This window comes from Pseudomonas typographi (assembly GCF_014694385.1).
Taxonomy (GTDB): domain Bacteria; phylum Pseudomonadota; class Gammaproteobacteria; order Pseudomonadales; family Pseudomonadaceae; genus Aquipseudomonas; species Aquipseudomonas typographi.
The window spans coordinates 1-19,345 of sequence record NZ_JAAOCA010000006.1 but is presented as its reverse complement, the minus strand read 5'-3'; the positions used below and the strand labels follow the sequence as shown (position 1 = coordinate 19,345).

At 63.3% G+C, this 19,345-nt stretch carries 17 protein-coding genes; 11 read left to right on the top strand and 6 right to left on the bottom strand.

Annotated features, from left to right (window positions below):
- Positions 1-22 precede the first annotated feature (22 nt).
- From HAQ05_RS05810 to HAQ05_RS29380, 4 genes are read right to left on the bottom strand one after another with little or no spacing between them, the layout of a single operon-like run.
- Complete coding sequence (locus tag HAQ05_RS05810; protein ID WP_190418359.1) at positions 23-2,119, bottom strand: chemotaxis protein CheA; 2,097 nt, start codon at positions 2,117-2,119, stop codon at positions 23-25.
- A 26-nt stretch (positions 2,120-2,145) separates the two neighbouring features.
- On the bottom strand, positions 2,146-2,442 hold the full coding sequence (locus tag HAQ05_RS05805; RefSeq protein WP_190418357.1) for an STAS domain-containing protein: 297 nt from the start codon (positions 2,440-2,442) through the stop codon (positions 2,146-2,148).
- Positions 2,439-2,807 carry a response regulator gene (locus HAQ05_RS05800; protein WP_190418355.1) on the bottom strand — a complete coding sequence of 123 codons (369 nt, stop codon included), beginning with the start codon at positions 2,805-2,807 and terminating at the stop codon, positions 2,439-2,441. Before HAQ05_RS05800 ends, HAQ05_RS05805 begins: the two co-directional genes overlap by 4 nt.
- Before the next feature lie 8 nt (positions 2,808-2,815).
- Positions 2,816-3,478, bottom strand: coding sequence for a methyl-accepting chemotaxis protein (locus HAQ05_RS29380; RefSeq protein ID WP_420825749.1), 663 nt, complete (start codon positions 3,476-3,478; stop codon positions 2,816-2,818).
- Positions 3,479-4,394: 916 nt separating this feature from the next.
- On the opposite strand from HAQ05_RS29380, the gene HAQ05_RS05790 reads away from it, so the two are divergent.
- Entirely contained in the window at positions 4,395-5,801 is a 1,407-nt protein-coding gene (locus tag HAQ05_RS05790; protein WP_238936474.1) for an iron-containing redox enzyme family protein, read from the top strand.
- Positions 5,802-5,812: 11 nt separating this feature from the next.
- On the top strand, positions 5,813-6,787 hold the full coding sequence (locus HAQ05_RS05785) for a methyltransferase (RefSeq protein WP_190418351.1): 975 nt from the start codon (positions 5,813-5,815) through the stop codon (positions 6,785-6,787).
- Between the two features lie 341 nt (positions 6,788-7,128).
- Here HAQ05_RS05785 and HAQ05_RS05780 read toward each other — a convergent pair whose 3' ends face one another.
- Positions 7,129-8,559 carry an MFS transporter gene (locus HAQ05_RS05780; RefSeq protein ID WP_190418349.1) on the bottom strand — a complete coding sequence of 477 codons (1,431 nt, stop codon included), beginning with the start codon at positions 8,557-8,559 and terminating at the stop codon, positions 7,129-7,131.
- A gap of 228 nt (positions 8,560-8,787) precedes the next feature.
- Here HAQ05_RS05780 and HAQ05_RS05775 point away from each other — a divergent pair, with 228 nt between their 5' ends.
- The 7 genes from HAQ05_RS05775 to HAQ05_RS05745 all read left to right on the top strand — a co-directional run bounded on the left by HAQ05_RS05775 (position 8,788) and on the right by HAQ05_RS05745 (position 15,401).
- Complete coding sequence (locus tag HAQ05_RS05775) at positions 8,788-9,693, top strand: TauD/TfdA dioxygenase family protein (RefSeq protein WP_190418347.1); 906 nt, start codon at positions 8,788-8,790, stop codon at positions 9,691-9,693.
- A gap of 22 nt (positions 9,694-9,715) precedes the next feature.
- Positions 9,716-10,753: an ABC transporter substrate-binding protein gene (locus HAQ05_RS05770; RefSeq protein WP_190418345.1), complete on the top strand. Its 1,038-nt coding sequence runs from the start codon at positions 9,716-9,718 to the stop codon at positions 10,751-10,753.
- Complete coding sequence (locus HAQ05_RS05765) at positions 10,746-11,579, top strand: ABC transporter permease (protein WP_190418343.1); 834 nt, start codon at positions 10,746-10,748, stop codon at positions 11,577-11,579. The genes HAQ05_RS05770 and HAQ05_RS05765 overlap by 8 nt, the downstream gene beginning before the upstream one ends.
- Complete coding sequence (locus HAQ05_RS05760; RefSeq protein WP_190418341.1) at positions 11,576-12,304, top strand: ABC transporter ATP-binding protein; 729 nt, start codon at positions 11,576-11,578, stop codon at positions 12,302-12,304. Before HAQ05_RS05765 ends, HAQ05_RS05760 begins: the two co-directional genes overlap by 4 nt.
- Before the next feature lie 25 nt (positions 12,305-12,329).
- Positions 12,330-13,145, top strand: coding sequence for a sulfurtransferase (locus HAQ05_RS05755; RefSeq protein ID WP_190418339.1), 816 nt, complete (start codon positions 12,330-12,332; stop codon positions 13,143-13,145).
- Positions 13,146-13,607: 462 nt separating this feature from the next.
- Positions 13,608-14,393, top strand: coding sequence for an SDR family oxidoreductase (locus tag HAQ05_RS05750; protein WP_190418337.1), 786 nt, complete (start codon positions 13,608-13,610; stop codon positions 14,391-14,393).
- 66 nt (positions 14,394-14,459) lie between these two features.
- On the top strand, positions 14,460-15,401 hold the full coding sequence (locus tag HAQ05_RS05745; RefSeq protein ID WP_190418335.1) for a dihydrodipicolinate synthase family protein: 942 nt from the start codon (positions 14,460-14,462) through the stop codon (positions 15,399-15,401).
- Positions 15,402-15,404: 3 nt separating this feature from the next.
- Here the strand turns inward: HAQ05_RS05745 and HAQ05_RS05740 are convergent, their stop codons facing one another.
- Complete coding sequence (locus HAQ05_RS05740) at positions 15,405-16,334, bottom strand: LysR substrate-binding domain-containing protein (protein WP_190418334.1); 930 nt, start codon at positions 16,332-16,334, stop codon at positions 15,405-15,407.
- Positions 16,335-16,520: 186 nt separating this feature from the next.
- On the opposite strand from HAQ05_RS05740, the gene HAQ05_RS05735 reads away from it, so the two are divergent.
- Positions 16,521-17,675 (top strand): mandelate racemase/muconate lactonizing enzyme family protein, encoded by a 1,155-nt coding sequence (locus HAQ05_RS05735; RefSeq protein WP_190418332.1) that lies wholly within the window; start codon positions 16,521-16,523, stop codon positions 17,673-17,675.
- Between the two features lie 80 nt (positions 17,676-17,755).
- The gene (locus HAQ05_RS05730) at positions 17,756-19,111 is read left to right on the top strand and encodes an MFS transporter (RefSeq protein ID WP_190418330.1); all 1,356 of its coding nucleotides are present in this window, start codon (positions 17,756-17,758) and stop codon (positions 19,109-19,111) included.
- The last annotated feature ends 234 nt before the right edge of the window (positions 19,112-19,345 follow it).

The window sequence follows — 19,345 nt, the reverse complement described above, 5'->3', positions numbered from 1 at the left end:
CACCTCGGGAGGAACCCTGCCCTTATACGGCTTGGAAAAACGTGGATGACGGTATGAACGAGGTGCTTTCGCACTCGGTCAGGTGCTTGAGCAGGGCCGGAACGTCGAGGATCAATGCCACCACGCCACTGCCCAGTACACTGGAGCCGCTGACCCCTCGCACGCCACTGAACAGCGGGCCGAGAGGCTTGATTACGGTTTGGTATTCGCCCAGCAGGCGGTCTACCACCAACCCGGCCTTCAGGCCATGGGCCCGAATCACTACGATGTTTTCTCGCCGGGGCGCTGCGCCTTGCAGGCCGAAATGATCGCGCAGAAACACCAGCGGTAAAACTTCACCGCGCAAATCGACATGGCCGCGGTTGCGCAGCGTGCTGCGTTCGGCCGGGGCCAGTTCCATGCATTCGTGGACCATGCTCAGGGGGATGACATAGGCACTGTCGGCGGCCTCCACCAACAAGCCATCGATCATCGCCAAGGTCAGCGGCAGGCGAATCCGAACCGTGGTGCCTTGGCCCGCCGGGCTGAGCAGTTCGACGCTGCCGCGCAGGCTGGTGATGTTGCGCTTGACCACGTCCATGCCGACGCCGCGCCCACTCAAATTGGTCACCGTGGCGGCGGTGGAGAACCCGGGTTCGAAAATAACCGCCAGCAGCTCGCGGTCGCTGGGCTCGGCGGCACCCAGCAAACCGCGCTCGCGGGCTTTGGCCAAGATGCGCGAACGGTCCAGCCCGGCACCGTCGTCGCTCAGCTCGACCACGATATTGCCCGCGTCATGGCAGGCAGCCAGGTGCAGGCGGCCACGGGCCGGCTTGCCGGCGGCCAAGCGCACTTCAGGCGCCTCGATGCCGTGGTCCATCGCGTTGCGCAGCAGATGCATCAGTGGGTCGCCGAGTTGTTCGACCAAGGCTTTGTCCAGTTCGGTGTCGCCCCCGCTCACCACCAGTTCTATGTCTTTACCCAGGGCTTGGCTCACGTCACGCACGGTACGGTGGAAACGGTTGAACGTTTCACCGATGGGCACCATGCGCATGGCCAGCGCCCCTTCAAGCAATTGCTCGACCAGCGCGTTGACCGCCACCGTGGCCTCGGTCATCGGCTCATGGCCCTGGGCTTCGGCCAACAGCCGAGCACCGGCGCCCGCGGTGATCAGTTCACCCGCGAGGTTGATCAGCGCTTCGAGTTTGTCGGCACGCACCCGCACCCAAGCCCGGCGGCCATCGGCGTCTGCCCGGGCAGGGGCGGCTTGCTCGGTGGCCGTGGGCGGCGCGGCCACCGTCGGTTCCATCGCCGGCACCGCCGCTTGCGGCAGTGGCCAAGGCTCGCCCATGGCGGCGCACAGCCACTGGGCATGGGCCGGGGGCAATTGTTCCAGCCACGCGGCATAACCCTGCGCGTCGCTGCCCAGGTCAAAGATCGCCAGTTGGCATTCACCCTCGACGAACCCGAAGGCATCGGCCAAGGTAGTGGCTTCACAGGCGGCCTGGAGCCTCAGGTCAAACCCCAGGTAGCAGCTTTCAGGGTCGAATGGGCTGGCTTCGGCCAGTGCCTGGTCGTAAAGCGCCAGCGCTTCGCGTTGGCCGAGGCCGTCGAGGTAGCGCAAAAACGACAGCGGGTCCATGCCGTGGCGGAAGGTGTCTTGGCCAAAACGCACCGAAACATGCCAACGGCGCGACTCGCTGGCCGAATGGGTGGGCGCCGCGGCGGCGCTGGGTTGTGCCTGCCCGCCGCTGGCCGCCAGCCGCTCGCGCAACGGTTGCTCGGCCGCCAACAGCGCCGCGGTGGGCGCACTACGGCGCACCGCCACCTGTTCGAGCAAGGCGCTCAGGTGGTCGTTACAGGCCAACAGCAGGGCGACCCGTTCGCGGTCGGCCGGCAACGCCCCGGCACGTAGGCGGTCGAGCAGGTCTTCCAGCACATGGGCGAAACTCACCAGCGGCTCCAGCCCGAACAGCCCCGCGGAGCCTTTGATGGTGTGCGCTGCGCGAAACACCGCCGCCAGGCAGTGTGCGTCGGCCGGCTCGCTTTCCAGGCGCAGCAGGGCTTGCTCCATGTCCTGGAGCAGTTCACGGGCTTCGGCGATGAATGTCTGCAGCGCAGCATCGAGGTTCATAGGCACGGCGGCAGTTCCATGGGAGAAAACATTCAGGCGGCGAGCGCCAGTCCGGTGTTCGGGCACCACTGCAGCAGCTCGCTCACGGCGGGGCTGGCGTGGCTGATCACCAAGCCGTGCCCGGCCCTGCGCAGGTGTTGGTGCAGGTAAAGCAGCCACTGCAGGCCGGCGCCGTCCACTTCAGTGACCTGGCTCAGGTCCAGCACCCACTGGCAAGGTTGCGCAAGCCAGGGCTGGGCCGCCGTGTGCAGTTCGCCCACTTGGTAAATGGTCAGCTCCGCGCCCAGCTTTACATTCAACTGCTCGCCCGCTGGGCAGGCGCTGATCATGGCGCGATCAACTTGGCCACCGCGGCCAACATCTGCGCCGGTTGGAATGGCTTGACCACCCAGGCCCGGGCGCCAGCGGCCTGGCCTTCTTGTTTGCGGCTTTCTTGGGATTCGGTGGTGAGCATGATCACCGGCGTGAACTTGTAGGCCGGTAGCTTTTTGAGCTCTTTCAAAAAGGTGATGCCGTCCATGTTCGGCATGTTTACATCGCTGATCACCAGGTGAACTTTTTGGCCGCTAAGCTTGGCCAACGCGTCTTTGCCGTCGCACGCTTCCGTTACGTCGTAACCCTGGCTTTTCAGGGCGATACCGACCACTTGGCGGATGCTCGCGGAGTCATCCACGACTAATATGGATTTGGCCATGTCTTCTCCTAGAAGAACGTAATCGAACTGTCGGCCGCTGCCGTGCTGGCGCGGCCGTGGTGGTTGTTGCGCTGTTCTTGCATCGCATAGGTGCGCTCGGTTTCGGCCAGCCAGGCCTTTACGTCGAGGGTAAAAGGCTCGTTGGCCGCCTGGCAGTGCTCCAGTTGCTGGTGCAACTGGCCCATCCGTTCCTGCACCTGGGCCAGAATCTGGTTAACGCGGTCTTGGAACTGCAACGCGACCAATACGTCGTTCAGTTCCTGGCTGATGCCAGCGCTTTCGGCATGCAGTAGGTGCGATGACGACTGCAACTGCGCGGTAATCCCCTGGAACCGACCGAGCACCCCTTCGATGGTTTGCTCGGCATGCACCACGGTGTCGCTGCTTTGGTCGGTCGTGCTGCCGGCCACTTCCACCAGGTGCGCGATGGCGTTGTTGATGATGTCGACCTTGGCCGACATCTTTTGCCCGGTTTCACTGGACTGGCTAGACAACGAGCGCACCGCGTCAGCCACCACCGCAAAGCCTCGCCCGGCTTCACCGGCGCGGGCCGCTTCGATAGCGGCATTGAGCGCCAGCAGGTTGGTTTGCGCGGCGATGGCGGCCACGTCGGCGGCCATGGCCCGAAGCTCGCCGGTGTAATCGGTGAGGTGGCGCACGGCGGCGAGCATCTCGTCTCGGCTTTGTTGGCTTACCCGCAGGCTGTCAACCACTTGGCTCAATTCACCCTGGCTGTGGGCCAAACCTTCCCCCGCGCCGCCCTCACCCAGGTCGCCAGCGGCCTGGCGGGAAGCCTTCAGGGTTTGCTCCAGGCGTGCAGCGATGTCTACGAACTGCTGGGTCAGCGCACCCACGGCGGTTTCGGTTTGGCCGCGGGAGGTGTCCAGTTGGCGCATCCACACTGGGAACGCCGCCAGGCACAGTTGCTCAGCATAAGGCTGCGGCCCCGGGGCCGGCTCGCCGGCAGTGGGTTCCGCGCCGGGAACGGCGATGGGCGCTCGACCTCTCTGCCAGGCCAACACTACGCCGGCCAGGGCCAAAGGCGGCAAGATGGCCAACGTGACCTGCCATAGCGCATCGGGTTGCAGCGTGCTGACCAGCGCCAACGCAGCCAGCGCTGCTGCAAGGTTGAGCAGCAGCGGGGCAGAACGGGCAAGCAGGTTGGCATCGCTGGCGACGGACTTCATGGGTACCCCGGGGTCGAACGCCCCAAAGCGGGGCAGGTACCCGGGTTATCTCCGAATTGGTCGATAACCTTAGCCAAATAAGCGGCCGTTCGTCGTTAACGTGGGCGTTATTGTACGAGGCTTGTACAGGCCTGCGGGCCTGTAAAGCCGGGCCTTGTACGTGTTCAGTGGCGGCGGGCGGCAACAGCGGAGGGCTGCGCCCGCACAGCGCGCGTTGGCCGCGGCGTGGGCCCTGTATAAGGTTTGGCGGTGCCGGTAGCGCCGATGCGCAAGTGGCCGCAAAGGTAGCATGGAGGCGGCCAACGCCTAGCGACCACTGGCCAGCCAAATGGAATTCCCGCGCGGCGCGCGACTCGGTTGTACATAACCAGAAGTCGTGTGAAAACACGGGAGTTTCGCGATGCTTGCACTCAACCCCGGCCTGCCAGCCATCAGTAACAGCCTGCCTCACCCCGGCGCCATGGATTCGGCCCCGCCGATACGCGCTTTTTACGAACAACTGTTGTACGCACCGCACACGGTGCCGGCCAAATGCTTGGCGGCTTTTCTCGACGAGCACTTGCAGGCCGCGCAAGGCTTGCCTTGCGATCTCCCGGCCGACGCCCATGGCCTTGAAGCCTGGGTGTGCGAGAAGGCTGCACAGGTAGGCGAACAATACGCCCGGTACCTGGCGCGCCGCCACGCCGGGGGCGGGCGGGAATACTTTGGCAACAAAGCCCATGCGCTGTATTTTTTGCAGCAAGTGGCGCCCACCAAGCTGGTGGACGGGGCCTGGCTTTATGGCACGGTGCGCCATGCCCATGACTGGCGCTACGATGGGTTGCTGCGCACCTATCTGGAGGAGTTGGGCGACGGCGAGCCGGCGCAGAACCATGTGGTGCTGTACCGCCAGTTACTCGAAGAGCACGATTGCCAGCCGCGCGCCGAGTTGCCGGAGCGCAATTACCTGCAGGGTGCGCTGCAGTTGGCACTGGGTGAGGCCGGCGAGGCCTATTTGCCCGAGGCGGTGGGCTACAACCTGGGGTATGAACAGTTGCCGTTGCACCTGTTGATCACCTCGTTCGAGCTTAACGAGCTGGGCATCGACCCTTACTACTTCACCCTGCATGTCACCATCGACAATGCCTCCAGCGGCCATGCGCGCAAAGCCGCCCAGGCGGTGCTCAACTTGCTGGCGCCTGGGCAAGACCCCACGCGCTTCCTGGCCCGGGTCGCCCGTGGCTACCAACTGAACGAACTCGGGCACGGGGCGCGCCAAGTGATCGGCAGCTTCGACCTGGAGGCCGAGTTGGTCGCCATGTTCGAGCGCAAACGCTTGTTCGGCCAATGCATGCACTCGGATTACTGCAAGCTGGAGGGCCGCACAGTCAATGAGTGGTTGGGCCAGCCGGGGCAGGTGCCAGCGTTTCTCGACGTACTGATGCGCAAGGGTTGGATCAAGCGAGGCGAGGCGCCGGAGGGCAGCCGCTTCTGGCAACTGATCGACGGCACCGGCGCGGCGATGTTTGGCGTGTTCGACGGGTACGAGAAGCAACTGGTGTGGGATTGGATCGCGGACGGTTGGCAAGCACCGGCACGTGGGACCAACGCCTTTCGCTGGGGTTTTCGTAAGCCGGGGCGGGCCGCTGATGCCAATGAGCTGCGGCCGGCGGAACGGGCACTGGAACGTACCTTGGCCAAACTGCCTGCCGCCCGGGCCGAAGAGTACCTGTTGCGCTTGCTTGCGCCAGCCGCCCATGCCACGCCCGACGGGCTAGCTGCGACGCGGCTTTTCCGCCGCCGTTATTGCAACCGCGCCTCGCTTTGACGGGAGCCTTCATGACAGCGATAGAAACCGGTGCCCTACCCGAGGGCAGCGTTGGCCGAAGCAGCGATACCAGCCTGGTGGAACTCGGGCGGCTACTGCGCCAGCAAGGCTACCGCTTTACCACCGTTACCCCGCTGACACATCAACGGGTGCTGGCGCGCAACCGCCACGGCGGCGCCCGCGACCTGCGTGACCTGTTTGGCTGGAGCTTGCCGTTCGACGCCGCCGTCGCTGGGCCGCAGGTGTTGCGCCAGCTACAGCATGCCGGCGCGTTGCAGCCCGAGGGCGAACGTTGGCGCAGCACGGTGCGTTGGTCGAGCCTGGATGGCCTGCTGCTGGTGCATTCGAGCTTCCCCACCCAGGCACAGGACGCCGTGTTCTTCGGCCCCGACACCTACCGTTTCGCCCGGGCCATCAAGGTGCATTTGGCCGCTGCCGGTGCAGTGCGGCGTGCCGCGGATATCGGCTGCGGCAGCGGTGCCGGGGCCTTGCTCATTGCCCGCGCGCAGCCCCACGCCGAAGTGCTGGCGTTGGACATCAACCCGCGGGCGCTGCACTACGCGCAAGCCAACGCCAGGCTGGCTGGCACGGTGAATGTGAGCTGCCGGCACAGCGACGTATTGCAACACACCGAGGGGGCGTTCGACCTGATCGTGGCCAACCCGCCCTACATGCAAGACCCCGAGCGCCGCGCCTACCGCCATGGTGGCGATGACCTGGGCAGTAGCCTGTCGCGGCGTATCGTCGAAGAGGCCATGCAGCGCTTGGCGCCGGGCGGCAGCCTGTTGCTGTATACCGGCGTCGCCATGGTCGCTGGGCAAGACCCGTTTCTCGCAGGGCTGCGGCCTCTGCTCGAACAGCCGGGTTGGGCCTGGCGCTACGAGGAAGTGGACCCGGACGTGTTCGGCGAAGAGCTGGAAACCATCGCCTACGCCAGTGCAGAGCGGATCGCGGCGGTGGTATTGACCCTGACCCGCGAAGGTTGACCCGAGCGCTGGGGCAGGATTATCGGCTTAGCGCCCGTTAGGGGAGCGGCTTGAGGTTTGGGGTGGTTGAAGGGGTGCATGAAGCTCCGCGTGTGGGCAAGGGACTGCCCTAATTGTCGCCAAACAATGGGTGGCAGTTACACGCCGGTTAGCGAACCGGGATACACGGAACCCGACAGACACGACGGTCTCCCATGCGCAGCCGCCGCCGAATGGGCGACCTGAAGCGATAACCGGCTCACCATCACTGTGCGAGGCCGCGGCCGGGCGATTTGCATTGGCCCAAGGTACCCCCGTGTACCTACTATTAGCGCATTCTCAGTAGGCAATTTACACGCTACCTATCCCCCGGTAAGTGCTTTACCCGCATCGCCCTTCAGCTGCAAACACACCGGCACCGCAAGCAAGGCGATCAGCGCCAATGCCAAATAGGTCCACGCGTAACTGTGCAGGGTAGGGGATGCATCGCCACTTAAACCCGCGAATAGATTCAACAGCCATGCCGACAGGGCGATGCCTATCGCCGCCGCCAACTGCTGAAAGGTCGTATTGAGGCTGGTGGCCGCGCCGGTTTGTTCGCGGCGGGTGTCTGCGTAAGCGATCGAGCCCAACGCATTGAACTGGACAGACCTGGAAATACCACTGATCAATAGCAAACACAGGGTCGCATACGCGCTCCACCCCGGGCCGAGCAGCGCGCACACGGCCAACCCCACCGCGCACAGCAGGCCATTGGCGATCAGTACGCTGCGAAAACCGAAATACCTGAGGATCTTAACCGTCGCTGTTTTCATCAGCATCGACGCCAGGGCGCTGCCCGCGATGACCAGGCCGCTTTGCATCGGGCTCATGCCCATGCCGAGCTGCAAGGTGAGCGGCAGCAAAAACGGAAGCGCGCCGTAACCCACTCTCACCAACGTGCCCGACACCAGTGATACGCGAAAGGTGGTGATGCGCGCCAGCGAAAAGTCCAGCAGCGGGTTGGGGTGGTGGCGGCTGTAGAGCCAGTATGCGAATACGCACAGCAACGCGACGATCAGCAACACCGGCGCCAGGTGGGCCACGTTATTCTTAGCGTGCGACAGGTCAAGGCCGATGACCAGGCAGCCAACCCCCAGCGACAGGATGAGCCAGCCCAACAGGTCGATGCGCCGCCGGGTAGTGACCGCGAATTGGGGCACGAGGCGCTGGGTTAAATACAGCCCCACGATGCCGATCGGCACATTCGCCCAAAAAATCCACGGCCAACTCAACCAGGTGACGAGCACGCCACCCAAGGGCGGGCCCAGCAAGGGGCCGATCATTGCCGGCGTTACCATCCAGGCCATGGCGGCGACCAGGTCGGCGGGCCGGGTGGCGCGAACCATGGCCATGCGCCCAACCGGCACCATCAGCGCGGCGCCTATCCCCTGCAGCGAACGCGCCAACAGTAAGGTTGGCAGGCTGTGGGCGAAACCGCAGGCCAGGGAGCTGAGGGTGAAAATAGTGACCGCTGCGCTGAACACCCGGCGGGTGCCGAAACGGTCGGCCAGCGCGCCGCTGATGGGTACAAAGACCACCAGCAACAGCAGGTACAGCGTCATCGCCAGGTTAAGCTGCAACGGCTCGACGGCAAAAGCCTTGGCCATGGCGGGAATCGCCGGGGCAATGATGGTTGCGTCCAACTGTTCCATGAAAAACGCACACCCCACCAGCATGGCCAAAGGCTTGTAGGAGGGGCTGTGAAGGTCGTTGCCATCATGCTTTGCATCGACCAGGGAGGGCGCTGGCATAGGGCTTGCCGTAGGCTTAAAGCGCCTGAGTATAACCAGCGAAGCCGCCAGCGCCAGCAGATGAAAACGTTATTAGGGTATGCATTTAAAGTCTTACCGGTGGTATTTCCGTGGCTATAAGCTCACGCGCAGGTTACCGGCCCACCGGATTCCTTTTCGTGAAGCTGTCGCATTTATCGACCTTACCCAAGGAGGTATGCAGACCCACCCCCGGGTTAAGAATCAACTATGAGCGACAACATTCTTGCTTCTCAGCAGCGTGTGCTGGATGTCTCTGCCTGGCGCGTTCCGCCAGCGCACTTCGGCAACACTACTGTCGAGGCCTGTAGCGCAACGCTGGGTGGCCAGGTTCGCGGTTTACGTATCAACGCGGGTGAACCCGGCGAACACACGCAAGGTGTTAAAACCTTCTTGGCCGAGCAATTGCGCCAACGCGGGTTTTTGGTATTCGAGCCTGGCACCGTAGACGCCGATGGCTTCGTCGAGCTGGTGGGCTGGTTCGGTACGGCGCAGTATCTGGGCACACCATATACGCCTAAATCCAATGTGGCCGGTACGGTCAACACGATCGATTCGGCGACCAAGAAAACCCTCGCCAATTATATTTGGCACACTGATCAAGCCTATCGCGCGGAGCCGACCCGCTTTACCGCACTGTTCGGCGAAATTATCCCCAGCCTGGGCGGGGACACGATTTTTGCCAATGCCACGGCAGCTTACGATTTGCTCGACCCCTTGCTCGCCCAATACCTGGAAACCCTTACCGCGATCCAGAACTACGATGCCCAGGGCTTTTTGACCTACGCCTATGGCCATGATCCGGAGAAATTGGCCGCCCAGCGCGCGCTTTACCCGCCGCTGGAAACACCGGTTATTCGCACCCACCCGGAAACCGGGCGCAAACAAGTGTTTGTCACCGAGCTTTATACCACCCGCATCGTTGGCTTGACGCCCGTCGCCAGCCAGAGCCTGCTCAACTTGCTGTTCGACCTGATCAAGTCCCCGGAAATACAAGCGCGCGTGCAATGGGAAGAAGGCGCGGCGCTGATTTGGGACAACCGCTCGGTCCAGCACCGTGGCGTCAACGATTTTGGCGACAGCCGGCGCCTGCTGCATCGCGCCGTTATTTCCTGAACGCATTGAGCCGGGAGCCCCCATGACTTCTTTCAATAAGGCCGTCCATTCGGCCACGCGCCGCTGGTTTATCAAAGGCTCGGTGGCCGCTGCCTCGCTTTATGCCTTCGGTGCAACCCGCCAAGGGCAAGCGGCCAGCGACCCGGCGGCGGCCATCCGCATCACCTTGCCGTCCAAGGGCAGTGCCGGTTATGTATGGCAAACAGTGATCGAAAAATATCTCGACCCAGCCTACAGCGAAGGCCTCAAGCTGGAATGGGTGGTTGCCGACCCCGGCAAGATGCAGGTGCAACTGGCCGCCGGTTCATTGGACGTGGGCGTGTTCGGTGCGGTCGGGCTGGCCACCCTGAACAACAAAGGCTATGACATTTCCCTGTTCGGCCCTGCGCTGAACAACCATGGCCGTTGGTTGGTGAAGGGTGACAGCCCATACCAGAGCCCCCAGGACCTCAAGGGCAAGCGCCTGGCCAGCCAGCCTGAAACCACGGAAACCTACCAGCAGGCCCGTATTGCCTCGTCGCTTAACGGCCTGGATTTGAAAAAGGATTTCCAGGTCATCTTCGGCCCGCCGACGGCCAACCTGGCGCTGTTCGACCGCGGCGACGTCGATGGGGTGATCGTGCTCGAGCCCACCGCCACGCGCATGGTCGCCAACGGCGCCCGTGAGATCGCCCGGGTGGGTGACTTGTGGAAGCACGCCACCGGCACACAGGAGGACCCGTTTTTGGTCGGGCTTGCCGCGCAGCGCAAATGGTTGGCGGCCAACCGTGAAGTCGCCAGCCGGTTGGCCAGCCTGTTCGCTGCCGCCAACCAATTGCTGCATGACCGCCCCGAGGTACTGAAGGACATCCACCAGGCCTTCGGCCTGGGCGACACTGAAACAGCGGCCATTGCCTTGCTGCCGCAGCGCTTGCCATCGGCTTACGCCACCCGCTGGGACGAATCAGTATGGCGGCAGATTGACAAGGAGCTGGAGGTCGCCGTGAGCGTCGGTGTGCTGGATAAAAAGCCGGACCAACCCATTTACGACGGCGTGCCGCTGAAGGTGCGAAATGCCTGAGCTGGCCCGCCCACTGATTCGGCACCGTTCACCGGGCCGCGGCGCCGCTGGGCTACTCGCCATTGGCCGCTGGTTGGTCAAGGTCGCCCCGGCAGTTGCCTTTTGCCTGTTGGCCATCATCAGTTGGGAGGTCATGGCCCGCAGCCTCGCCAGCCCATTGGTGCCCGGCGTGGGCAAAATCGCCGGCGCTTGTGAAAGCATTGTGCTCAGTGGCGAGGCTTTCACCCAGATCGGCATCACCTTGTGGCGTATCGCCCTGGGCTTTGTGCTGGCGTTTGTTTTGTCGTTGCTGGTCGGCATCAGCAGCGCACGTTACGACCCGGTACGGGTATTTTTCGAGCCGGCTATCCTGCTGGGCCTGACCGTCCCTGGGTTGGTCTGGGCGCTGCTGTGTGTGATCTGGTTCGGTGTGAGCCTGGCCACCCCGGTGGTGTCCATCGCCCTGGGCATTACCCCGGCGCTGGTGTTGTCGGTGGTGCAGGGCATCCGTGGGGTAGACCCAGACATCATCGAAATGGCCCACGTTTACCAACTGCCCCGCCGAACCCGCCTGATGAAGATCTGGCTGCCGGCGTTGGTGCCGTCTTTGCTCAACGGTGGCCGCGTCGCGTTCTCCCTGGCCTGGAAGGTGATCGTGCTGGTGGAGATTTTTGGCCTTTCCGACGGCGTGGGCTACCAGATCAATTCGCAGTTCAGCATGCAGAATGTGGAAGGCGTGATCGCATGGACGCTGGTGTTTTGGCTGGGCATGTTGCTGCTCGAATACGCCGTGTTCCAGGTGCTCGACCGGCGCCTCACGCGCTGGCAGAGGAGGGCGAGCGTATGAGCGCCGGTATTCGTTTCGAGCACGTCAGCAAAGCGTACCCCAGCAAAGCCGGGGCGCGGGGCAGGGCTGTACTGGACAACTTCAGCTATAACATCGCCAGCGGTAGCCTGGTCGCGTTCGTCGGCGCCTCGGGCGTCGGCAAATCGACGTTGCTGCACCTGCTGGCCAAACTCGATACGCCAGACGCGGGCAGCATCCATTGGCCCGCCAACCCGGCCGGTAGCGCCCGCCTCGGCGTTGCGTTCCAGCAGCCACGCTTGCTGGACTGGCTGAGTGTAAGAGACAACATCACCCTGGTGCTGCCTGCCGGCGCCGATACCCAGCAGGTCGACGAGCTGCTGGAAGCCGTGGGGCTGGCCGAACACGCCTCGGCGTTTCCACAAACGCTGTCTGGCGGCCAGCGCCAGCGGGTTTCGCTCGCCCGGGCGTTCGTTGTCAACCCCAGCATCCTGTTGCTGGATGAGCCGTTCAGCGCCCTGGACGAACTCACCGCACGGCGTTTGCGCCTGCTGCTGCAAGCGCTATGGGCCAAGCGCTCACCCACCGGCGTGCTGGTGACGCACAACATGCAAGAGGCGGTGTTTTTGGCCGACAAGGTGGTGATCCTCAAGGGGCGCCCCGCGCAGATCGCCGAAGTTATCGAAGTGGATATTCCCAAACCGCGCAACCCTGAAGACCCGGCGCTCTTTGCCTATTACACGCAAATCATGCAAAGCCTGACCTGACCACCGATTACACGAGGCCCCCACCATGGCAGACCTGATCACCGTTGAAGCCTTGGCGCAACGGCGCAACGACGTTGGCCTGATAGTGCTGGACGTTCGCTTTACACCCGGCAAAAGCGATGGCAAGCAACGCTACCTTACCGGGCACATTCCCGGTGCGGTGTACCTGGACCTGCCCACCGAGCTGTCCGACCCCACCGCCGTGGGGCAGGGCGCCAACCCCCTGCCAACCCCGGCGCAATTGCAAGCCACCCTGCGCCGCCTGGGCATCACCCATGAAAGCCACGTCGTGGTGTACGACGACAGCAACCTGTCACCGGCCGCGCGGGCCTGGTGGGTGCTGCGCTGGGCCGGGCTGGCCCAGGTGTCCGTGCTCGATGGCGGCCTGGCAGCCTGGGTTGCCAGCGGGCAGCCGTTGGCAACCGATGATGTGCAGCCCAAAGCCGCCAGCACCCTCGAAATCACCGTCGGGGCGCTGTCCCAATTGACGGTGGAAGACGTACCCCACGCGCCCGTTCAGGGCACGCTGCTGGACCTACGCCCTGCGGCGAGTTTTGCCTTCAACGCCGAGGGCAAGGGCGGCCATATCCCCGGTGCGGTCAGTTTGCCGGGTGCTCAATTGTTGGATGAACAGGGCCGGCTGGTCCAGCCACCGGCCTTTCGCAGCCGCTTGCAGCAAGCGGATGTGGACCTATCCCGGCCGTTGGCAGCCTACTGCGGCAGCGGCGTCGCCGCTTCGCTGTTTGTGCTGGCGGCCCATACGGCAGGGCTGAGCGCGGCGCTGTACCCTGGCTCTTGGTCGCACTGGAGCAGTGACCCGAAGCGGCCGGTGGAAGGGTGATTCAGTTAGCCCCAGGGCAGTGTCGCATCCGTTCGCACAGGCGTTGACTGGTGAAGGGCGTTGTCGGGCAAGGCCGCCCGGCCGCCTGGGGCATTGCCAAAGAGGTGCAGCCAACGACTGAAACCGCTCACTGTGCGACCGATGTTCGAAAATACCCCGGCGGAACCTGCCGTAGTGGGCGATTGGTGGCGGCATCAGGCTGCCGCCCTGCTCCTGGTAGATCCCCATGTCTGCAGGTGAGGGCTTGTGGCGAAGAATTAAACGCCAGCCCTTCAGTTGCCGGGACCTGCTGATAGCCTTGCCGCCTTCCTCGATGCCCAGCATGCAAAAAACGCATGCATAGGCCGCTGATAACCCGTTTGATAGCCCTCGCCCCCGCTGCCACCATTACTCCCATGAATCAAGCCGTGTCACAGCTATGCCCGGCTAAAAAGCCTGTATGACTCAGTGGAGATAACCCCGATGGATCTGCAAATCAATAATAAGACAGCCCTGGTGCTTGGTGGCGGGGGCGGTTTGGGCAGTGCCATTGCCTGGGCCCTGGCCAACGAAGGCGCCGCCGTGGTGGTGGCCGATATCAACCTGGAGGCGGCGCAACAGGTCGCCGGCAAGATCCAGGAGGCTGGGCTGCGGGCGCAGGCGTTGGAGTGGGATTTGTCCCGGCTTGAGGCTATCGATGGCAAGGTCAGCGAGATCGAGGGCCATTTCGGCGCCGTGGATATTCTGGTCAATAACACCGGAGGCCCACCACCTACCCCAGCCCACGGTCAGGAGGCTGAACTGTGGCGCACTCATTTTGAGAACATGGTGTTGTCGGTGATCAAGATCACCGACCGGGTGTTGCCCGGCATGCGCGGTAACCAATGGGGGCGGATCATCACCAGCACTTCGTCCGGGGTGGTAGCCCCCATCCCCAACCTGGGGATTTCCAATGCCTTGCGCTTGTCGTTGGTGGGCTGGTCGAAAACTTTGGCCAAGGAGGTCGGCCGCGACGGCATCACCGTCAATATCGTGCTGCCCGGCCGTGTGGCCACCCCGCGCATCAGCTTTTTGGACGAAAGCAAAGCCCGCCGCGAAGGGCGTTCAGTGCAAGACATCGCGGCACAGAGCACCGACGCCATTGCCCTCGGCCGCTACGGCCAGCCCAAGGAGTATGGCGAGGTCGTCACCTTTCTGGCCAGCGAGTGCGCAAGCTATATCACCGGCTCTACCGTGCGCATCGACGGCGGCTTGATCAGCAGCATCTGAACCTGTAGCGGCGCCCGTGGGTGTGCCGGGCGCAAGCGGTGGTCACACTATTGAAGGAGTTCTTCCATGCCTTTGACTCATGAAGCGAAGGGGGTGTTTCCCATCGCGCCAACGCCTTTTTTGGATAATGGCGAAATCGACTATCAATCGATCGACCGGATGGTTGCGTTTTATCTGGAGTGTGGGTCGACCGGGCTGACCGTACTCGGCCAACTGGGCGAGGCGCCCAAGCTTGAATTTTCCGAGTCGCTGGACGTGGCCCGGCGGGTGATCGAAAGGGCCGGGCAACTGCCCGTGGTGGTCGGTGTGTCGGCCCCCGGGTTTGCCTCGATGCGCGCCCTGACCCAAGAAGTGATGGGGCTTGGGGCTGCGGGGGTGATGATCGCGCCGCCCAACACCCTGCGAACGGATGATCAGGTTTTCAACTATTACCACCAGGCCATTGAAGCCATTGGCAGCGACGTGCCCTTTGTGATTCAGGATTACCCGCTCACGTTTTCCGTGCAGATGGCGCCTGCGGTCATCCGGCGCATCGTCAACGAGTTGCCGTCTTGCGTGATGCTCAAGCATGAAGATTGGCCAGGGTTGGAAAAAATCTCCACGCTGCGCCAATACGAGCGAGACGCCACCATGCGGCCTATCTCGATCCTGTGTGGTAACAATGGGCTGTTCCTGGATTATGAACTGGAGCGCGGTGCCGATGGCGCCAACACCGGCTACAGCTTCCCTGACATGCTCTGCGATATCGTGCGGATGAAAGCCGACGGCCAGGTCGAGGCGGCACATGACCTGTTCGATGCACACTTGCCGCTGCTGCGTTACGAGCAGCAACCCGGCGTGGGCCTGGCCGTGCGCAAGTACGTGATGATGCGCCGTGGCATCATCAGCTACGCAGCCCAGCGCCGGCCCGCCAGCCCGATGTCGGGGCGGGCCCAAGGGGAGGTCGACAACCTGCTGCGGCGCTTGGCCCGCCACGACCCGCGCGCGAGGGTGGCGGCCCACCCCTGAGGGTCAAGGCCGAACAGCATCAGCAGGAAGCTCGGCGCCCAGGGCGGCCTCTCGCTGTACCCATTCGCGAAAGGCCTTGGCCGGTGGAAAATCCAGGCGCTGCTCGGCGGTAAACACGAAATAGTCGATGCCGTGGCTGCTGGCGCCCTCGCAGGCCTCCAGCAGTTGCCCCGTCTGCAATTCCTTCTCCACCAAAAAGCGTGCGACCAGGCCAATACCGATGTCGGCTTGCACCGCTTGCAGCAAGTGGTGGGTCAACTCGAACACCGGGCCTACACGCATCCGGTTCAAGGGCAACTGTTGGCGTACGAACCAGTCGCCCCACACGTTGGGGCGTGCCGCCACTTGCAGCAGCAGCTTGGAGGCCAGGTCGGCGGGCCGGCGGCCTTTGAGGGTGCTGGCCAGTGCCGGGCTGATCACCGTGACCAATTCCTCGCCCATCAATTTATGCGCTACAGCCCCTGGCCATTGCCCGTCTTGGCTGTTGCTGATGGCCACATCGATGCCCGCCAGTTCCAAATCGAACTGGCCGATGCGCGAATGAATGTGTACCTGGATGCCCGGATGCTGCTCATAGAAGCGGTGAATACGCGGTAGCAACCATTTGGAGCCCACGGACGGCAACACGGCCAGGTGCAGTGACCCGCCGCCGTGCCGGTAGCTGATGGCCTGCAAGGTGGCGCTGCGGATCTTGCTCAGCCCGATGCTGACTTCCTTGAGGTAGGCAGCGCCGGTATCGGTCAGCTTGATCTTGCGACCCTGGCGCTGGAACAGGGTGATTTCCAGCAACTCTTCGAGATTCTGCACGTGCCGGCTGACCGCGCTTTGGCTCAGGGACAATTCCTCTGCCGCCCGGGTAAAACTCTGGTGCCTGGCCGAGGATTCGAACGCCAGCAGCAGCGACATCGATGGGGTCAAACGCCTGGGGTTCATGTGAAATACTCATGCATAGCCGACTAAAAAGCCGCTTTCACGGGGGTAATGTGCCTTCTAGACTGAGCTTAATACAAGGTTAAAGCCAACGCTCGATTCAAATGCCGTACCCGCGAGCCCTTCGCCATCCAGCTTCAGCCGCCATGGCTGGGCTTAACGAACAACGACAAAACAGGATGACCCGCTATGCCACGTATCCAATCAGTGTCGGTCTGCGTCGCCCGAGTCCCATTGGCCAACCCGGTGACCTTTTCCACCCGAACCGTTCGGGCACGGGAGTATTGCCTGATCAAAGTGCTCGGTGAAAATGGCGAAGAAGGCCTTGGCTACTGTTATGCGGTGAACAGCTCCGGGCGAATCCTGGCCGAAGCTGTCACCAGCCTGTTGGCGCCGGTGGTGGTCGGCCACGAGTCGCTGCGCGTCGAATGGCTGTGGCGCAACATGTATCAGGAGGCGCTGCTGCAGGGCCGCACCGGTGGGGTGATGCGGGCGTTGTCGGCCATCGACACCGCGGTGTGGGACTTGAACGCCCGCAGTGCCGGCCTGCCGCTTTATCAGTACCTCGGCGCGATGGCCGATGATCGCGTGCCCGCTTATGCCAGCGGCGGCTATTACCTGGAAGGTAAAAGCGATGCCGACCTGGCCCAGGAAATGGCCGACCATGTGCAAGAGGGCTTCACGGCGGTGAAGATAAAGTCAGGGCTGCTCAGCCCGCGCGAAGAAGAAATGCGCCTGGCGGCGGTGCGCGAAGCCATCGGCCCGGATGTACTGCTGACCCTGGACATCAATAATGGCTGGAAGGACCTCCCCCAAGCGCTTCAGTATGTTTCGCGTTTCGAAAAATACGACCCTTATTGGATCGAAGAGCCGTTCTCGCCAGATGACCTCGATAACCACGCACGCCTGGCCCAGGCGACGCGCATCACCATCGCTACCGGCGAAATCGAAGCCGGGCGCTGGCGCTTCAAAGACCTGATGGCCCGTGGCGCTGCGTCGCTGCTGCAAACCGATGCCACCGTGTGCGGCGGGGTCACCGAATGGCGGCGTATCGCGGCCACCGCGGCCAGCTTCGGGATCTCCGTTTCCCCCCACGCCTGGCATGACCTGCATGTTCATCTGGTGGCCTCGACACCCAACGCCACCCTGGTCGAGTGGATGCCCGATGACCATATCGTCAACTTCAGGCGCCTGATCGACCGGCAACTGACCGCGGAAAAAGGCCAGATCCTGTTGCCCAAAGCGCCGGGCCTGGCCTTTCGCTTCGACGCCGCCGCCATCGAACGCTACGGCCAGCTCTACCCAGGCCAGCCGACGCCTTGGGATACCACCTCGGCTGGTTGATTCCGGCGGCCACGCCCACCACGCTGTGCCCTTATAACAACAATAATTGCGCGGCGCTTCGGCCCGCGCGAGGAGGCTACATGCTCAGTACCTCACCCGTCGCCACGCTGGAAAAAAGCGCTATGCGCAAAGCCATGTGGCGCATCGTGCCTTTCATCATCGCCTGCTACTTCTTCGCTTACCTGGACCGCGTCAATGTCGGCATCGCGGCCTTGCAGATGAACGACGCCATCGGCCTGAGCGCCGAAGCCTTCGGCTTCGGCAGCGGTATCTTCTTTGTCGGGTACTTCATCTTCGAGGTGCCCAGCAATATGTTCCTGGAGCGCTTCGGGGCACGCCGCTGGATCGCCCGGATCATGGTGACCTGGGGTATTCTGGCGGGGTGCATGGTGTTTGCCAGTGGCCCGGTTTTTTACTCGGCTTTGCGTTTTCTGCTCGGTTTGGCGGAAGCAGGCTTCTACCCCGGCATCATCTTGTACATCACCTACTTCTTCCCGAAGTCCTATCGCGGCCGCGTTATTGCCATCTTCACCACCGGGGTACCGCTTTCGGTGTTCCTCGGCTCGCCAGTCTCGACCTTGCTGCTGGAACTGCACGGCTTGATGGGCCTCGAAGGCTGGCAGTGGATGTTCCTGATGGAGGCGCTGCCTTCGGTGCTGCTGGGGGTTGCCTGCCTATGGGTGCTCAGCGACAGCCCCCGGGAGGCCAAGTGGCTGGCGGCAGAGGAGCGTGAGTGGCTGGAGCAGACCCTGCAAGCCGAACGCCTGGCGCAAACGCCCGGGCCGCGCCGCCGGGTTTGGTCGATACTGGCGGACCCGCGGGTACTCGCCTGCGCATTCGTGTATGCCGGCGTGGCGGCCTCCAGTATCGGGCTTGCGGTGTGGCAGCCGCAGATCATCAAATCCCATGGGCTGAGCAATATTCAGGCGGGCTTTCTCAGTGCAGTGCCCTATGGGGTTGCGGTGGTCGGGATGATCCTGTGGGCGCGAATGTCGGATAAAAGCCTCCACCGCGCGCCCTATGTACTGATCCCCCTGCTCGTGATCACCTTTTCCCTGGCCAGCCTGGGCGCCATCGATGCATTGTCGTTGACCGTGTTGGGCCTGAGTTTGGCGGTGATGTCGACCTATGCGTTCAAGGGGCCGTTCTGGGCGTTCGTCACCGAGACATTCGATGCCAGCGAGGTGGCGGTGATCCTGGCCCATATCAACGCCATCGGGGGCTTGGGCAGCTTCCTGGGCTCATGGGCGTTCGGTGTGGTGAAGGGCGCAACGGGCAGTTATGCCTTGGGCTTGTTGCCCATCGTTGCCCTCACGGCGCTCGGGGCCCTCACGGTAGCTTTGATCAGCACCCGGGCGCGCCATCGGGCCAGGGCGCTGGGCGGCGCCACCCCCGGCACCGCGCAACGGGCAAAGATCAAACCGGCGAGTTCGTAGCCGGGCAAAGCCGGCGTTGGCTACCGGCTGGCGGGCACCCCAAGCGCTGCCGGGTTGACGCTGCCCGCACAGCGCACCCTACAGGGGTACTCAGCGTGGCTGGCAACCCGTGGTGGGGGAATGGTTTTGTAACGGCGCGTTAAATGAGCGCCATGGGCAGCCGCGGGCGCTATGATCGACATGTTGCCGCTGCCCTGCTGCCCGGAGTGCTCACCTATGCCGCCCCCGCTCACC

Bases quoted from the DNA above. Each gene is read 5' to 3' on its own strand.
- HAQ05_RS05730 (WP_190418330.1), top strand. From the start codon at position 17,756: ATGCTCAGTACCTCACCCGTCGCCACGCTGGAAAAAAGCGCTATGCGC.
- HAQ05_RS05735 (WP_190418332.1), top strand. From the start codon at position 16,521: ATGCCACGTATCCAATCAGTGTCGGTCTGCGTCGCCCGAGTCCCATTG.
- HAQ05_RS05740 (WP_190418334.1), bottom strand. From the start codon at position 16,334: ATGAACCCCAGGCGTTTGACCCCATCGATGTCGCTGCTGCTGGCGTTC.
- HAQ05_RS05805 (WP_190418357.1), bottom strand. From the start codon at position 2,442: ATGATCAGCGCCTGCCCAGCGGGCGAGCAGTTGAATGTAAAGCTGGGC.
- HAQ05_RS05780 (WP_190418349.1), bottom strand. From the start codon at position 8,559: ATGCCAGCGCCCTCCCTGGTCGATGCAAAGCATGATGGCAACGACCTT.
- HAQ05_RS05785 (WP_190418351.1), top strand. From the start codon at position 5,813: ATGACAGCGATAGAAACCGGTGCCCTACCCGAGGGCAGCGTTGGCCGA.
- HAQ05_RS29380 (WP_420825749.1), bottom strand. From the start codon at position 3,478: ATGCTCGCCGCCGTGCGCCACCTCACCGATTACACCGGCGAGCTTCGG.
- HAQ05_RS05790 (WP_238936474.1), top strand. From the start codon at position 4,395: ATGCTTGCACTCAACCCCGGCCTGCCAGCCATCAGTAACAGCCTGCCT.
- HAQ05_RS05755 (WP_190418339.1), top strand. From the start codon at position 12,330: ATGGCAGACCTGATCACCGTTGAAGCCTTGGCGCAACGGCGCAACGAC.
- HAQ05_RS05750 (WP_190418337.1), top strand. From the start codon at position 13,608: ATGGATCTGCAAATCAATAATAAGACAGCCCTGGTGCTTGGTGGCGGG.
- HAQ05_RS05800 (WP_190418355.1), bottom strand. From the start codon at position 2,807: ATGGCCAAATCCATATTAGTCGTGGATGACTCCGCGAGCATCCGCCAA.
- HAQ05_RS05760 (WP_190418341.1), top strand. From the start codon at position 11,576: ATGAGCGCCGGTATTCGTTTCGAGCACGTCAGCAAAGCGTACCCCAGC.
- HAQ05_RS05770 (WP_190418345.1), top strand. From the start codon at position 9,716: ATGACTTCTTTCAATAAGGCCGTCCATTCGGCCACGCGCCGCTGGTTT.
- HAQ05_RS05745 (WP_190418335.1), top strand. From the start codon at position 14,460: ATGCCTTTGACTCATGAAGCGAAGGGGGTGTTTCCCATCGCGCCAACG.
- HAQ05_RS05775 (WP_190418347.1), top strand. From the start codon at position 8,788: ATGAGCGACAACATTCTTGCTTCTCAGCAGCGTGTGCTGGATGTCTCT.
- HAQ05_RS05765 (WP_190418343.1), top strand. From the start codon at position 10,746: ATGCCTGAGCTGGCCCGCCCACTGATTCGGCACCGTTCACCGGGCCGC.